This window comes from Ensifer sp. 1H6, assembly GCF_001976035.1.
Lineage (GTDB): Bacteria > Pseudomonadota > Alphaproteobacteria > Rhizobiales > Rhizobiaceae > Ensifer > Ensifer canadensis.
The window spans coordinates 56,782-72,003 of sequence record NZ_MOAI01000026.1; the positions used below are offsets into that span (position 1 = coordinate 56,782).

The window sequence follows — 15,222 nt, forward strand, 5'->3', positions numbered from 1 at the left end:
TTAAGGCGGACGGGGATCGACAGAGGGGAAAAGAGGGCAGCGTGCCTGTTGAGGGAGCAACTGCGAACGGTCCGTTGTTGACTGTGAGCAACCTGACGAAATTGTTTGGCTCGTTTGCGGCCTGCAATGAAATCAACCTGCAGATAGACCAGGGCGAAATCCACGCCCTTCTCGGCGAAAACGGTGCCGGAAAATCGACGCTGGTGAAAATGCTGTTCGGCGTTCTCGCGCCGACGGTAGGCGAGATCGTGTGGCAAGGGCGCAGCGTGCGCATCGCCAGCCCGGCCGCGGCCCGCAAGCTCGGCATCGGCATGGTTTTCCAGCACTTTTCGCTGTTCGAGGCGCTGACGGTAGCGGAAAACATAGCGCTGTCGATGGACGGCAACATTTCGCTGGCCGAGGTCGCGGAGGAAGCTTCACGCCTGTCGCACGCCTATGGCCTGCCGCTCGATCCGAAGGCGCATGTGGCCGACCTTTCCGTCGGCGAACGCCAGCGCATCGAGATCGTCCGCGCCCTCTTGCAGAACCCGCGTCTGATCATTCTTGACGAACCGACATCGGTGCTGACGCCGCAGGAGGCCGATCGACTGTTCGAGACGCTCAACAAGCTCAAGGCGGAGGGACGTTCGGTTCTCTATATCAGCCACCGGCTGGAGGAAGTGCAGCGCATCTGCGACCGCGCCACCGTGCTGCGCCACGGCAAGGTCACGGGCGCCTGTGACCCCAAGGTGGAAACGCCGGCGTCGCTGGCGCGTATGATGGTCGGAAGCGACGTTGCGGCGGTGACCGCCGAGGGCACCAGCACCAAGGGCGAGGTGCAGCTGGAAGCGCGCCACCTTTCCGTTTCCGCACGCACGCCGTTTGCCGTTTCGCTGAAGAACATCTGTCTCAAGGTGCGTGCCGGCGAAGTGCTGGCGATCGCCGGTGTGGCCGGCAACGGCCAGGGCGAACTCTTCGACGCGCTGTCCGGCGAGTATCCGGTTGCAGACGATGCTGCGGTGCAGATCAGGCAAAGGCCGGTCGGCAACAGGAACATCAACGCGCGACGGCTGATGGGCGCCGGCTTCGTTCCGGAAGAGCGCCATGGCCACGCTGCGGTTTCGGCGATGCCGCTCTCGGACAATCTCGTGCTGGCCAGAAGCCGGTCCGACGCCAGGGCCTTCCTCGGCGGCGGCTTTCTCAAGATCATCCGCCGGGACGCGGTGACCACGGCGACCAAGCGCATCTCCGAAGCGATGGACGTGCGCAAGAGCGGGGAAGATCCTCCGGCCGGATCGCTTTCCGGCGGAAATTTGCAGAAATTCATCGTCGGTCGCGAGCTCGACCGCCAGCCCGCCGTCCTGGTCGTCAACCAGCCGACCTGGGGCGTCGACGCGGGCGCTGCGAGCCGGATCCGTCAAGCGCTTGTCGATCTCGCCAAGGCGGGCTCCGCGGTGCTGGTGATCAGCCAGGACCTTGACGAGATCTTCGAGGTGGCGACCGAGATCGCGGTGATCAGTGAAGGACGGCTTTCCGATCCATATCCGGCGCGCGAGCTTTCGCGCGAGAAGATCGGCCTGCTGATGGGTGGCATGTACGGCAAGACGGAAGACACGGGGGCTGTGCATGCGCATTGAACTGGAAAAGCGCGCCAAGATATCGGCGCTGTTCTCGATCCTGTCCCCATTCATCGCCTTTCTACTGACGATCATCTTCGGCGGCATCATGTTTGCACTACTGGGCAAGAACCCGGTCATGGCGCTCTACAGCTTCTTCGTCGAGCCGCTGAGCGAGGTCTGGTCGCTGCACGAACTGGCGATCAAGGCCGCGCCGCTGATCCTGATCGCCGTCGGCCTTTCGGTCTGTTTCCGCTCGAACAACTGGAACATCGGCGCCGAGGGGCAGTTCATCATGGGAGCGATCGCCGGCTCGATCCTGCCGGTGGTGTTTTACGAGTGGCAGTCGCCGCTCGTGCTGCCGCTGATGATGCTGATGGGCATGCTCGGTGGCGCGCTGTTTGCCGCCATTCCCGCCTTCCTCAAGGCGCACATGAACACCAACGAGATCCTGACGAGCTTGATGCTGGTCTACGTCGCCCAGCTCTTTCTCGACTGGATCGTGCGCGGCCCCTGGCGCAATCCGCAGGGCATGAACTTCCCGGAGACGCGCAGCTTTGCGGCTGACGCCATCCTGCCGGAACTGATCGCGTCGGGGCGCACCCACTGGGGTTTTGCCTTCGCCATCATCGCGGCGATCCTCGTCTGGTTCATGATGCGTTATACGCTGAAGGGCTTCGAGATCGCGGTTCTCGGTCAGTCGGAGCGGGCAGGACGCTTTGCCGGTTTCTCGTCGCGGCGGATGATCTGGTTTTCGATGCTGCTCTCGGGTGCGCTTGCCGGTCTGGCCGGGATCTCCGAGGTCAGCGGCGCGATCCAGCAGCTGCGCCCGGTGATTTCGCCCGGCTATGGCTTCACCGCGATCATCGTCGCGTTTCTCGGGCGGCTCAATCCGCTCGGCATCATCGCCGCCGGCCTCGTTCTGGCGCTGACCTATCTCGGCGGCGAAGCGGCGCAGCTCTCGATTGGCGTGTCGGACAAGGTCACGCGCGTCTTCCAGGGCCTGCTGCTGTTCTTCGTGCTCTCCTGCGACACGCTCATTCATTATCGCATCCGGCTGGTCTGGTATCGGTTTGCCGAGACAAACACGGACGGGAGCCGTTGATGGGGATCGTCGAAGCCATACTGTTGAGCGTCATCACCGCCGCAACACCGCTTGTCATTGCCGCCCTCGGCGAACTGGTGACGGAGCGCTCTGGCGTGCTCAATCTCGGTGTTGAGGGCATGCTGGTCATGGGCGCCGTCTGCGCCTTTGCCGCAACCCGGATCACCGGGTCGCCCTACCTCGGGATTCTGGCCGGGGTCGTCTGCGGCGCTGTGTTCTCACAGCTCTTCGCATTCCTGACGTTGACGCTGGTTGCCAACCAGGTGGCGACCGGCCTGGCGTTGACGCTGCTTGGTCTTGGCGTTTCCGGTATGCTCGGAGAGAGCTTTCTCGGCATGCAGGGCATCAAGCTGCAACCCATCGTCATCCCGGTGCTGGCTGATATTCCGGTCCTCGGGCCGCTGTTGTTCCGGCAGGACATCATCTTCTATCTGTCGATTGCCCTGGTCGCGGGCGTTCACTGGTTCCTGTTCAGGAGCCGCGCGGGTTTGAAGCTGCGCGCGGTCGGCGACAGCCATGCCTCCGCCCATGCCCTTGGCGTCAACGTCATCAGGACGCGCTATCTCGCGGTGATGTTCGGCGGTGCCTGCGCGGGCCTTGCCGGCGCGCAGTTGTCGCTGGTCTACACTCCGCAATGGGTGGAAAACATGTCTGCCGGCCGTGGCTGGATCGCGCTTGCGCTGGTGGTGTTTTCGTCCTGGCGTCCGTGGCGTCTCGTTGCCGGCGGCTATCTGTTCGGTGCCGTTTCCATCAGCCAGCTTCATGCGCAGGCCTTCGGCATCGGCATTCCGTCGCAATTCCTGTCGTCGCTTCCCTATCTCGCGACGATCGTCGTGCTCATCCTCATTTCACATAACCGGCGCACGACCCTGATCAATACGCCGGCATCGCTCGGTAAGCCGTTTGTGCCAGATCGGTGACAATAACAACCCAGACGGACGTTTCTCAAACCGACAGAGGTCAAGAAAATGAAAAAACTACTGCTCGCTCTCGCAAGTACCGCTGCCGTCATCGGCTTTGCCAGCGCCGCTGCCGCTCAGGACAAGGCGAAGGTCTGCTTCGTCTATGTCGGTTCCAAGACCGACGGCGGCTGGACCCAGGCACACGATATCGGTCGCCTGGAACTGGAAAAGAAGCTCGGTGACAAGATCGAGACGCAATTCCTCGAAAGTGTGCCGGAAGGCCCGGATGCCGAGCGCGCGATCGAGCGCATGGCACGTTCCGGCTGCGGCCTGATTTTCACGACGTCCTTCGGCTTTATGGATGCGACGATCAAGATCGCCCAGAAGTTCCCGGACGTGAAGTTCGAGCACGCCACCGGCTACAAGACCGCCCCGAATGTGGCGACCTATAACAGCCGCTTCTACGAGGGCCGCTACATCCAGGGCGTGATCGCTGCCAAGATGTCCGAGAAGGGGGTTGCCGGTTACATCGCCTCGTTCCCGATCCCCGAAGTGGTGATGGGCATCAACGCTTTCGTCGTCGGCGCGCGCTCGGTCAACCCGGACTTCAAGATCAAGGTCGTATGGGCCAACACCTGGTTTGACCCGGGCAAGGAAGCCGATGCCGCCAAGGCGCTCGTCGACCAGGGCGTCGATATCCTGACCCAGCACACCGATACGACGGCGCCGATGCAGGTGGCCGCAGAACGCGGCATCAAGGCCTTTGGCCAGGCATCCGACATGATCGCTGCCGGCCCGAAGACCCAGCTGACCGCGATCGTCGACACCTGGGGCGCCTACTACATCAAGCGCACCGAGGCTTTCCTCGACGGCAAATGGGAAACAACGTCGAGCTGGGACGGCCTGAAGGACGGCATCCTGACTATGGCGCCCTACACCAACATGCCTGACGACGTGAAGAAGCTGGCCGAAGAAGCGGAAGCCAAGATCAAGTCGGGCGAGCTGAAGCCGTTCACCGGTCCGCTGAAGAAGCAGGATGGCAGCGAGTGGCTGGCCGCAGGCGCATCGTCGGATGACGGCACACTGCTCGGCATGAACTTCTACGTCGAAGGCGTCGACGACCAGCTGCCGAAGTAAGCACAACGGAAGAACGCAGAAAATGTTCAAACCCCGCCGTTACGGCGGGGTTTGTCGTTATCGATATATTGGGCCGAGGCTTGGTGGCGCATTATTGCGGCATGACCCAATCAGCCGAGATTGATGCAATCAACGGTCGTGCGGGCCGGTTTCAGCCATAGTGCAGCTTGGCTGCATTTCGTGTAATGCTTGAGGAATCGGTTGGCCATTCCTGGGCCTGCTCATCCTGTTCGTGGGGATGGGTGGACCGGCGAGATATGGCATTTTGAGGCGCTGCATTTGGCGCTGTCAGGCAAGGGAGTGCCTGGAGGAGGTGGGTTGAACAGGAGCTTGCTGGAGACTGTCCTTTCCGGGACGCGGAAGCGCACCAGTCATGCGCATGTGGTCGACCAGCTTGGCAAGGCGATCGTTTCAGGCGAGTTCCCGATCGGGTCGATCCTGCCCGGCGATCCGGAGCTTGCAGCGCGCTTTAAGGTGTCGCGCACGGTTCTTCGCGAAGCGATGAAGACGCTTGCCGCAAAGGGTCTGGTCGTGCCACGGGCTCGCATTGGCACGCGCGTCACGCCCAGAAATGATTGGAACCTCTTCGACAACGACATCCTGACCTGGCATTTTGAATGTGGTGTGGACGAGGAGTTCCTCTACCACCTCTCCGAAGTGCGTCTCGCCTTCGAGCCGCACGCTGCGGCTCTTGCTGCGCGCAACGCTTCTGAGGCCGAGATCAGCCGCATGATGCGCCTCGCGGTCGCCATGGGTGAGGCCGGCCATACTGCCGAGAGCCTCGCCTTTGCCGATCTGAAATTCCATCTGTCGATTGCGGAAGCTTCGGGCAACCCGTTCATGCGGACGGTCGGTGGGCTGATCGAGGCGGCGCTGGTCGGCATTTTCAAACTGAGTTCACCCGTCGAAGAAAAGGGCGGCGTCGACGAGGTCGCCCGCAATCACATCCGCATCGTCGAGGAAATCGGCAGGCGCGACGAAGCGGGCGCGCGCGCAGCGATGGAAAATGTCATCAAGATCGGGCGCGAGCGCGTGCGCGGCGCCCTCAGGTCGGGCGAAAACTGAGCCACCTTCGTCGGACGTGTCCGAGTTTCGGTCCGCTCTCGCCTCGCGAAATACGGGCGAAGCGCATTTGGTGACACGGATTTCGAGAACTGCGCTTGCTCGGATCGCCTGCTGGCCTTATCTGGTGAACGGTCGCTCTCGATTGGGCGACTTTTCGTCAACGGTGACTTGGAGACCATGTCCGAATTTTTTGTCATTTTCGTCCTGCTTTTGATCAACGCATTTTTTGCTCTTTCGGAAATGGCAATCGTCTCGGCAAGCAAGCCATTGCTTCGCCAGATGGCAAGACAGGGAAATCTCCGCGCCGAAGCGGCACTGAAGCTGGCGGAAGACCCCGGCAAGTTTCTTTCCACCGTTCAGGTTGGCATCACGCTGGTCGGCACGCTCGCCGGCGCCTATGGTGGCGCGACGATCGCGGCCAAGTTCGCCCCCTTCTTCGACAGCATCGCCTGGATCAGCCCCTACGGTCATCCGGTGGCGGTGGCGATCGTGGTAACGCTCATCACCTTCCTCTCCGTCGTTATCGGCGAGTTGATCCCCAAGCAGCTGGCGTTGAAGAACTCCGAGGGCTTCGCGATGTTCGTGGCGCGGCCGATGACGCTTCTTTCGCGCATCGTGGCGCCGGTCGTCTATCTCTTCGAGACCTCGGCCGCGTTGATGATGCGGCTGCTGGGCATACGTCCGGATGATCCGGACCATGTTACCGAAGAGGAAGTGCACGCGATCATGGCGGAAGGCGTCGAGAGCGGCGCGATCGAAAAGTCGGAGCACGAGATGCTTCGTCGCATCATCCGCCTCGGTGACCGCAACGTGAAATCGATCATGACGCATCGTACCGAAATGAGCTTCATCGATATCAACGACAGCCTGGAGACCATCGGCGAGAAGATCCGCCAATACGGCCACTCCCGTTATCCCGTGGTCGACGGGCCGAGCGGCGATGTGCTTGGCGCGGTTCTGGCGAAGGAAATCCTCAATGCCCCGACGTCCGTTCCGCTCGACGTTCGCAAGTATGTGCGCGAGATCCATACCTTGCCGGAAACCGCGTCCTGCCTGAAGGCGCTCGATGCTTTCAAGTCGTCGAGTATCAACATGGCGATGATCGTCGACGAATACGGCAGCACCGAAGGCATCATCACCATCGCCGATATTCTAGAGGCGATCGTCGGCGTGCTGCCGTCGAACTATGACGATCTCGAGCACGCACTGATCCGCCAGCGCGAGGATGGAACCTACCTGGTCGACGGACGCACGCCGATCGATGAGATCCACCTGACCATCGGTATCGAAGGCATCGATGCCGACGGAAATTTTGAAACGATCGCGGGCTTTCTCGTTCAGCAGTTGCGCAAGACGCCGGAAGAGGGCGACATCGCGATCGCCCACGGTTACCGTTTCGAGGTCATCGATATGGATTCCCGCCGCATCGACAAGATCCTCGTCAGCCGTTGCGAGAACACTGCCGCCTGAAACCTTGCTGGGGACGCGACGCTGCCTACAGGGCCGCGCGTCTTACTAGGCGCGCAAAGGTCGCTGTAGCACTTTGAATTGCGTCATGTTTTATCCTTAAATCGAATACGATTTAGGAAACATGCAGTAGGCGTCGCTGATCGCCCCCTCTGCCACCGTCGCAGCAGCAACGATGATCGTTCCGGAAAGCAAATAACCGTAGAAAAGCAAAAGGTCGGGCAATACCCGACCTTTCCCTCAAATCATCACGGCGCCTGCTAGTACATCCGTAGTCATCCGCCTTGAGCGATGATTGAATGATCCTGTTATTAATGGGTCTCCATGTCGGGCATATGACAATGGAACAGCAAATATTCTTTGTTTCTGCTGACGCCGGGTCCGGTCGACCAAAAGGGGTGCCTGTTTTATCCCGATGATTTCGCCGGAAGCTATCTGAGCCGGACGATTTCGCAGGGTGTACCGGCGGGCGCCTCTTCAGCGTTCGGCGCGCGAACGATCAGACAATCGGACTGCGCGAACACCTTCATCATCGACGAGTCCTGCCGCGGGAAGGGGTGGGCGACGAGCGAACCGTCCGCATCGCTCGAAAGCCGTGCACGCACATAATCCTGGCGCTTGTCGTTGGCAGGCAGCGGCGAGGCGAGGCAGGCCGTCGTCAGCCGATCTCTATCAGGTAGTCTCGCCAGTTTGCGGACCAGCGGCTCAAGGAACAAGAGTGCACAGACGAGGCTCGATACAGGATTGCCAGGCAGGCCGAGCACCGCCATGTCGCCGAGCTGTCCGACCATGAGTGGTTTTCCGGGCCGCATGGCGATCCGCCAGAAATCGAGCGTCATCCCGCTCGCAAGCAATGTCGACTGCACAAGGTCATGATCGCCGACCGAGGCGCCACCGAGCGTCACGAGCACATCGGCTCTCGCTGCCCTTGCACGCTCGACGGCCGCCGAGATCGCCTGGCGGTTGTCCGGGACGATGCCGAGGTCGAGGATGTCGGCACCGTTGTCACGCGCAATGGCAGCAACACCGAATGTGTTGGAGGCAATGATCTGGTCAGCACCGGGTATGCTTCCGGGTGTCAGCAGTTCATCGCCGGTTGCAAGGATCGCGACCGTCGGTTTCTTGAACACTGGCAGCACCGCATGGTTCATGCCGGCGGCGACCGTCAGGCGACCGGCATCCAGAACGTCTCCCGCGCGCAGCACCGTTTCGCCGGCTGCAAAATCCTGGCCGGAAAGTCTGATATGCCGCCCTTTGCCCGGCGCGAACGAGGTGCGGATCTTGTTGTCGGCAAGCCGTTCGGTGTCTTCTTGGATGATGACGGTATCGGCGCCCGCGGGAAGCGGGGCTCCGGTAAAGATGCGGACAGCCTGCCCGGACTTTACCTCGCCATCGAAGCCATGCCCGGCCGCGGACTGGCCGATGACCGTAAGTTCGGCACCGATGGCGTGGACATCCTCATGGCGAACCGCATAGCCATCCATCGCTGAATTGTCGAAGGCGGGATGGGTGACGCGTGCAGTTACATCTTGCGCCAGCACACGGTCGAGGCCTTCATGCAGGCTCACATGTTCGATTGCGTGGCGGGGTCTGGCGCTGCCGAGGATCCTGTTGAGCGCGTCTTCAACGGAAAGCAACGACATCGTCGGTCAGTCTCCCTGGCGCCGATAATCGCCGGAGCGTCCACCGGATTTGCTGACGAGCTGGATGCCGCCGATTTCCATTTCTCGATCCGCAGCCTTCGCCATGTCGTAGATCGTCAGGCAGGCGATGCTGACGGCCGTCAGCGCTTCCATCTCGACGCCGGTCTTGCCGGTCAGTTTGGCAAGCGCTTCGACCCGCAAGCCCGGCAATGCTGGATCGGGTGTGATGTCGACCGACACCTTGGTCAGCATCAACGGATGACAAAGGGGGATCAGATTCGACGTCTGCTTGGCGGCCATGATGCCGGCCAGCCGCGCCGTACCGATAACGTCGCCCTTCTTGGCATCGCCCTCCAGGATCAGCGCAAGTGTCTCCGGACGCATGCGGACATGACCCTCCGCAGTGGCGATGCGGACGGTTTCGGTCTTGGCGCCGACGTCGACCATGTTCGCTTCGCCGCTGTTGTCGAGATGCGTGAGTGTGGTCTTGCCCATCACTCGGCCGCCAGCACGCTTTCGGAGCCGGTGAGGAGCACACGTGTTGCCGTCTCGACATCGCTCTTGCGCATCAGGCTCTCGCCGACCAGGAAAGTGGTGATGCCGCTCCTTTCCAGACGCTGGCAATCGTCATGGGTAAAGATACCGCTCTCGCCGACGAGCAGCCGATCAGACGGAACCATCGACGCCAGTTGCTCGGATACGGCGAGATCGACGTCGAATGTTCTCAGGTTGCGATTGTTGATGCCAACAAGTGGCGAGGCAAGCTTGAGCGCCCGCTCCATCTCTTCAGCGTCATGCACTTCGATCAGTACATCCATTCCGAGAGAAAAGGCAGAATCTTCCAGACGCCGGGCATCGTCGTCGCTGAGCGATGCCATGATCAGCAGGATGCAGTCTGCACCCCAGGCGCGGGCCTCGAACACCTGGTAGGTGTCGAACATGAAGTCCTTGCGCAAAGCCGGAAGCACGCAGGCTGCGCGGGCCGCCTCAAGAAACGCCGGCGCGCCCTGGAAGCTCGGTCCATCCGTCAGCACGGAAAGACAGGCCGCACCGCCGGCCTCGTAGGCCTTGGCCAGCGCCGGTGGATCGAAGTCGGGTCGAATCAGGCCTTTCGACGGGCTCGCCTTCTTGATCTCGGCGATCAGGCCGAAGCGGCCTTGCTGTTGGCGCGCTGCCAACGCCGCATGGAAACCGCGCGGAGCGGATTGATCGGCGATGCGAGCCTTCAGCTCATCGATTGACGTTTGCGATTTGGCCGCAGCGATCTCGTCGCGCTTGTAGGCTTCGATCTTGCGCAGGATATCGGTCATGGCGCGGTTCCTTGTCTCAAGCAGCGTTGTCTCAGGCAGCGTTCGAAACGCTGATCAGGCGCTGCAGTGCCGCCTTGGCGCCACCGCTGGAAAGCGACTGGCGGGCGAGCGTCATGCCCTGACCAAGATCTGCGGCCTTGCCGGCAATCATCAGCGATGCAGCCGCATTGGCAAGCGAAATGTCCCGGTAGGCGTTTTCTGCACCGTCGAGGACGGCCAAGAGCGCAACGGCATTGTGTGCGCCATCGCCGCCCTTCAGGGCGTCGAGGGTGACCGTTGGCAGGCCGAAATCTTCAGGCGTCAAGGTGAAAGCGGTGATCTTGCCGTTATCGAGAGCGGCGACCTGCGTCGTGCCGGTCGTCGTGATCTCGTCGAGGCCTTCGCCATGCACGACCCAGACATTCTCGGAGCCGAGGTCGCGCAATACTTCCGCCAGCGGCTGGACCCACTGCGGTGCGTAGACGCCGACAAGTTGCCGCTTGACGCCGGCAGGATTGGATAGCGGGCCGAGCAGGTTGAAGATCGTGCGTGTGCCGAGCTCGACACGCGTCGGGCCGACGTGGCGCATGGCGGAATGGTGCTGCTGGGCGAACATGAAGCCGACACCGGCTTCCCTGATGCAGCGTGAAATCGCCTCGGGGCCGATATCGAGCTTGACGCCGAGGCAGGACAGGGCATCGGCCGTGCCGGACTTGGAGCTCAGCGCACGGTTGCCATGCTTGGCGACCGGGACACCCGCGCCCGCAACGATCAGCGAGGCGAGTGTCGAGATATTGTAGGTACCGGCGCCATCACCGCCGGTCCCGACGATGTCGACAGCATCGGCCGGCGCGTCGACGGGGAGCATGCGGCCGCGCATGGCGGCAACGGCGCCGACGATCTCGTCGACAGTTTCGCCACGGACGCGCAGGGCCATCAGGAAGCCGCCGATCTGCGATGGCGTGGCCGCACCCGACATGATGATCTCGAAAGCCGCTCGTGCGTCTTCGCGGTTGAGAGCCTCGCCGGCGGCGACTTTGGCGACGAACGGTTTCAGATCACTCATCGGTTGCTTTCCTTGCCGCTTATCTCTGTGCCAAAGCCGTTTCGGCAAGCGTCTGATTGATCGAAACACCGTAGGCCGACTGCAGGGTCGATACCATTTGGTCGAGAATGTCGTCGCCGCTGGCACGGGCCATGGCCTGGATCTGACGGCTGTCGTCTTCCAGGGCATCGGTCGGGCCGTTGTTCTCGATCGAGGTGACCCGCAGCAGGATCTGACCATCGCCACCGATACCGGCGGCATTGGCGACGTGGCCGTCCGGGCCGCTGAAGGCAGCAGCGACGGCGGCCGGGCTCAGCGCCGCATCAGACGTCGACCGGGTCAATCCCGTCTTTGTTTCGACGGCAAGGCCAAGCTCGGTTGCGATATCGGCGAGCGTCGCGCCTTTTTCGATCCGCTGCTTCAGTTCGGTCGCCTTGGTGGCGAGAGCCGTGCGCTGCTGTTCTGCAGTCCAGTCTGCGGCGACTTCGTCACGTGCTTCGTCGAGCGTGCGGTCGCGAGCCGGAACCACTTCGTCGAGGTCGAACCAGACGTAGCCGTCGCGGCCGATGTTAACAGGCAGGGTTTCTCCGCCTACTTCAGCCTTGAAGGCGTCCGGCAGCAGAGCCTTCGGCTCCGGCAGGCCGGCGACTTCATCGCCATTCATGTCCTTGCCGGTCGCATCGATGCCGTCGACGGTCGCGACCTTCAGCTTGAGCAGTTCGGCGATGTCCTTGAGCGAAGCACCGGTCGCGCGCTCGTCCTCGATCTTGTCATGAAGGCCGATGATCTCGTTCTGCGCGTTGGAGAGGGCAATCTCCTTGCGGAGTTCTTCCTTGACCTCGTCGAAGCTGCGAACCGTCTCCGGGCGGATGTTCGTCACGCGCAGGATCACCGGTCCGAAGGCACCATCGATAACGGGCGACGTGCCGCCATCGGCAGCAATCGCAAACGCGGCTTCGCCGATCTTTGCGTCCGGAGCGCTTGCGGTGGTGAAGTCACCCAGCAGAACGTCGGCAGACGTCTTGCCTTCGGCTTTCACGATGTCGTCGTAGGACGTGCCGGCTGCGAGCTTGGCTGCCGCGGCGTCTGCCGCCTCACGCGAGGAGAAGGCGAGCTGTTCGATCGTGCGCGTCGCCTCGGTGCGGAAGCTGTCCTTGCGCTTGTCGTAGTCGGCACGAACGTCCGCATCGACCACCGCCGTCGCATCGGCAAGATCCTCGGGTGCAAGCTTCAGGTAGGTGATCTTGCGGTATTCCGGCGCGCGGTAGTTTGCCTTGCGGCTGTCGTACCAGGGGGCGAGAACGTCGTCGCCCGGTGCCTTTACCGGATCGATGTTGGCGTTCGACAGCAGGACGTAGTCGATCGAGCGCTTTTCGTGGCGATAGGAGCCGATCGCGTCGCTCAGCACCTTTGGCGCGATATAACCGTCAGACAGGGCATCGACGATCTGCGAGCGCACGGCGACCTGGCTGCGGTTGTTGATGTAATCCTGTTCGCGAAGGCCGGCATTGCGCAGCACGCTCGAGAACGTCAGGCGGTCGAACTGACCGTTGACGCTGTGGAAAGCCGGGTCTTCGGCGATGAGCTTGGCCAGCCGGTCTTCCGAAAGGCCAAGGTTCATATCGCCGGCTAGCTGATCGAGGGCAGCACCCGCGACGAGCTGGGAATAAACCTGCTGCTCGATGCCGAATGCCTTGGCCTGCTGCGGCGTCAGGCGCGTGCCGAGCTGGCGGGAAACGAGCGCAAGTTGGCGCTCGTAGGCGAGCCGGAAGTCCGGAGCCTTGACCTTGACGTCACCGACGACGACCACGGCATCCGACTGGTTCGCGATCATCGATGTCGATGCGCCCCACACCATGAAAGACAGCACGAGAATGACGAGCAGGCCTTTGACGACCCAGGTCTGGGCGGCTTTTCTCAGGAATTCGAGCATGGGGCAGAAACCTCGTTGCAGTGCGGTGGCTGTGAGCCAAACGAGTTCGTTCCTTAAAACAAACGAAACAGGAAATGAAGGGCGCAATGCCGCAAATTGCGCGCCAGCCGAAGATCGCGGGCAATCATGTGATTCGCAGGGACTTCGGGCCGCTGACGAATTTGAGAGCCGAGATCGCTGTCTGCGACGTCGATGGCCATCGACGGGAAGACGTTGCTGACAAAACGGATGTCGGATTTATTAGCCGGCAACAGAAATTTGACCGAAAAAACGACGAATTTGCCGGTGTTGGATTGAGATCGAAAACACTTAGGAACTATGGTTGCGCGTATCGGGGCGAGGCGATTCATGCGGCCCTGCGGAAAGACATGCCATGCAATCGACAATCGTGATGGTCAACCTGTTCGGAGCGGTAGCACTGCTGCTGTTCGGCCTTTCCCTGGTCAAGGAAGGGGTCACGCGCGCCTTCGGGGCGAAGCTGCGGGCTGGCCTCGCACAGGGAACGAGCGGCCCGACCCGATCGTTCCTGACCGGTCTCGTCGCCACGATTGCTCTGCAAAGCTCGACTGCGACGGCATTGATGACCTCATCCTTCGTGGAAAAGGGGCTCATTCGCTCGCGCATGGCGCAGATCGTGTTGCTTGGCGCCAATGTCGGCACGGCGATCACCGCCTGGATCGTCGCCACCGGCATCGAATGGCTGTCGCCGATGATCATTCTGGTGGGCGTCGTGCTGCATCGCGTCAGCCGCTCGAACGCCCGGCAGGGTCTTGGTGCGGCCTTTGTCGGGATTGGCCTGATGTTGCTGTCGCTGCATCTGCTTGGCCTGGCGACCGAGCCGATGCGCGAATCCGAGGCGCTGGCCGCGTTTCTCGGCATGCTCGATAGCGCCTGGCCTGTGGCATTGATCATCTCCGCGGGCCTTGCCTTCGCCTCGTCCTCCAGCCTTGCCGTGGTGATGCTGGTGCTTTCCCTTTCTACGGCCGGCATTCTCTCCGTCGGCTTGACGGTTGCGCTGGTGCTCGGCGCCAATCTTGGCGGGGCGATCCCGCCTGTCATGGCGACGCTGTCTTCGGCGCCGTCAGCACGACGGGTCACGCTCGGCAATCTCGTGGTCCGCGCCATCGGATGTCTGATCGCGCTGCCTCTGACCGGTGTCAGCGTCGAGCTCTTGCAAAGCCTGCCTTTGCCGAAGCAGAACCTGCCGGTGGACATCCACCTGGCATTCAATCTAGCCGTGGCGATCCTTGCCTGGCCGTTTGCCGGCCTGCTGTCGCGGCTGATGATCCGCTTCATCCCCGATAACGAAACGGACGAAACCGGGCCGCGCTACCTCGACGAGAACGTGCTCCATACGCCGGTCATGGCGCTTTCAGGCGCGACGCGTGAAGTGCTGCGGGTCGGCGACCTGATCGAGATGATGCTGATCCGCGCCCAGACCGCCTTCAACAACAACGATCTGTCCGAGATCCGCGATGTCGGCAAGTTCGAAAAGCAGGTCGATCTGCTGCAGCAGGAAGTGAAGATTTTCCTATCGCGCCTGGGGCGCGATGGCCTGAGCCCGGAAGATGGCCGCCGCTCGATCGTTATCATCGACTACGCCATCAACCTCGAGCATATGGGCGATATCATCGAGAAGGGGCTCTGTGAGCAAATCGGCAAGAAGGTCAACAACGGCCTGAAATTCTCCGAGGACGGCTATCAGGAGCTGAAGAGCCTCTTCAACCTGACGATCGACAATCTCAGGGTTGCTCAGACCATTTTCGTCACCCGCAACGCCGATCTCGCCCGGCAATTGATCGAGGTAAAGGTCAATGTCCGCCACATGGAGAAGCGGTCGGCCGAACGGCATATCGAGCGGCTGCGGGACGGACTGCTGGAAAGTCTTCAGACCAGCTCGCTGCATCTCGACATGCTGCGTGATTTGAAGCGCATCAACGCCCATATAGCCTCGGTCGCCTATCCCATCCTGGAGGAAAGCGGGCTTCTGACCGAGAGCAGACTGAGGCCGCAGGCGTGATCGTTATGAACCGGCGGCCGT

13 protein-coding genes are annotated in these 15,222 nt (G+C 61.7%); 7 read left to right on the plus strand and 6 right to left on the minus strand.

Annotated features, from left to right (window positions below):
* Positions 1-41: 41 nt before the first annotated feature.
* From BKP54_RS25905 to BKP54_RS25930, 6 genes are all read left to right on the plus strand, one after another.
* Positions 42-1,616 (plus strand): ABC transporter ATP-binding protein, encoded by a 1,575-nt coding sequence (locus tag BKP54_RS25905; protein ID WP_057209410.1) that lies wholly within the window; start codon positions 42-44, stop codon positions 1,614-1,616.
* On the plus strand, positions 1,606-2,700 hold the full coding sequence (locus BKP54_RS25910) for an ABC transporter permease (RefSeq protein WP_057209407.1): 1,095 nt from the start codon (positions 1,606-1,608) through the stop codon (positions 2,698-2,700). Before BKP54_RS25905 ends, BKP54_RS25910 begins: the two co-directional genes overlap by 11 nt.
* Positions 2,700-3,620, plus strand: coding sequence for an ABC transporter permease (locus BKP54_RS25915; RefSeq protein WP_025426993.1), 921 nt, complete (start codon positions 2,700-2,702; stop codon positions 3,618-3,620). Before BKP54_RS25910 ends, BKP54_RS25915 begins: the two co-directional genes overlap by 1 nt.
* 48 nt (positions 3,621-3,668) lie before the next feature.
* Positions 3,669-4,739, plus strand: coding sequence for a BMP family ABC transporter substrate-binding protein (locus BKP54_RS25920; RefSeq protein WP_025426994.1), 1,071 nt, complete (start codon positions 3,669-3,671; stop codon positions 4,737-4,739).
* A gap of 318 nt (positions 4,740-5,057) precedes the next feature.
* A complete protein-coding gene (locus BKP54_RS25925) occupies positions 5,058-5,804 on the plus strand; it encodes a FadR/GntR family transcriptional regulator (RefSeq protein ID WP_025426995.1) in 747 nt (248 codons plus the stop codon).
* Between the two features lie 177 nt (positions 5,805-5,981).
* Complete coding sequence (locus tag BKP54_RS25930; protein WP_025426996.1) at positions 5,982-7,274, plus strand: hemolysin family protein; 1,293 nt, start codon at positions 5,982-5,984, stop codon at positions 7,272-7,274.
* A 428-nt stretch (positions 7,275-7,702) separates the two neighbouring features.
* Here BKP54_RS25930 and glp read toward each other — a convergent pair whose 3' ends face one another.
* Genes glp through BKP54_RS35390 form a run of 6 tightly spaced genes read right to left on the minus strand, consistent with a single transcriptional unit; the run spans position 7,703 to position 13,531 of the window.
* Positions 7,703-8,914: a gephyrin-like molybdotransferase Glp gene (glp, locus tag BKP54_RS25935; protein ID WP_057209404.1), complete on the minus strand. Its 1,212-nt coding sequence runs from the start codon at positions 8,912-8,914 to the stop codon at positions 7,703-7,705.
* Between the two features lie 6 nt (positions 8,915-8,920).
* Positions 8,921-9,409, minus strand: a complete 489-nt coding sequence (gene moaC, locus BKP54_RS25940) for a cyclic pyranopterin monophosphate synthase MoaC (protein ID WP_025426997.1) — start codon at positions 9,407-9,409, stop codon at positions 8,921-8,923.
* Positions 9,409-10,224 carry an indole-3-glycerol phosphate synthase TrpC gene (trpC, locus tag BKP54_RS25945; protein ID WP_025426998.1) on the minus strand — a complete coding sequence of 272 codons (816 nt, stop codon included), beginning with the start codon at positions 10,222-10,224 and terminating at the stop codon, positions 9,409-9,411. The genes moaC and trpC overlap by 1 nt, the downstream gene beginning before the upstream one ends.
* 31 nt (positions 10,225-10,255) lie before the next feature.
* Positions 10,256-11,269, minus strand: a complete 1,014-nt coding sequence (trpD, locus tag BKP54_RS25950) for an anthranilate phosphoribosyltransferase (RefSeq protein WP_025426999.1) — start codon at positions 11,267-11,269, stop codon at positions 10,256-10,258.
* 19 nt (positions 11,270-11,288) lie between these two features.
* Complete coding sequence (locus tag BKP54_RS25955) at positions 11,289-13,181, minus strand: peptidylprolyl isomerase (RefSeq protein WP_025427000.1); 1,893 nt, start codon at positions 13,179-13,181, stop codon at positions 11,289-11,291.
* A gap of 53 nt (positions 13,182-13,234) precedes the next feature.
* The gene (locus BKP54_RS35390; RefSeq protein WP_057209401.1) at positions 13,235-13,531 is read right to left on the minus strand and encodes a hypothetical protein; all 297 of its coding nucleotides are present in this window, start codon (positions 13,529-13,531) and stop codon (positions 13,235-13,237) included.
* Positions 13,532-13,554: 23 nt separating this feature from the next.
* On the opposite strand from BKP54_RS35390, the gene BKP54_RS25965 reads away from it, so the two are divergent.
* Positions 13,555-15,201: a Na/Pi cotransporter family protein gene (locus BKP54_RS25965; protein WP_025427002.1), complete on the plus strand. Its 1,647-nt coding sequence runs from the start codon at positions 13,555-13,557 to the stop codon at positions 15,199-15,201.
* The last annotated feature ends 21 nt before the right edge of the window (positions 15,202-15,222 follow it).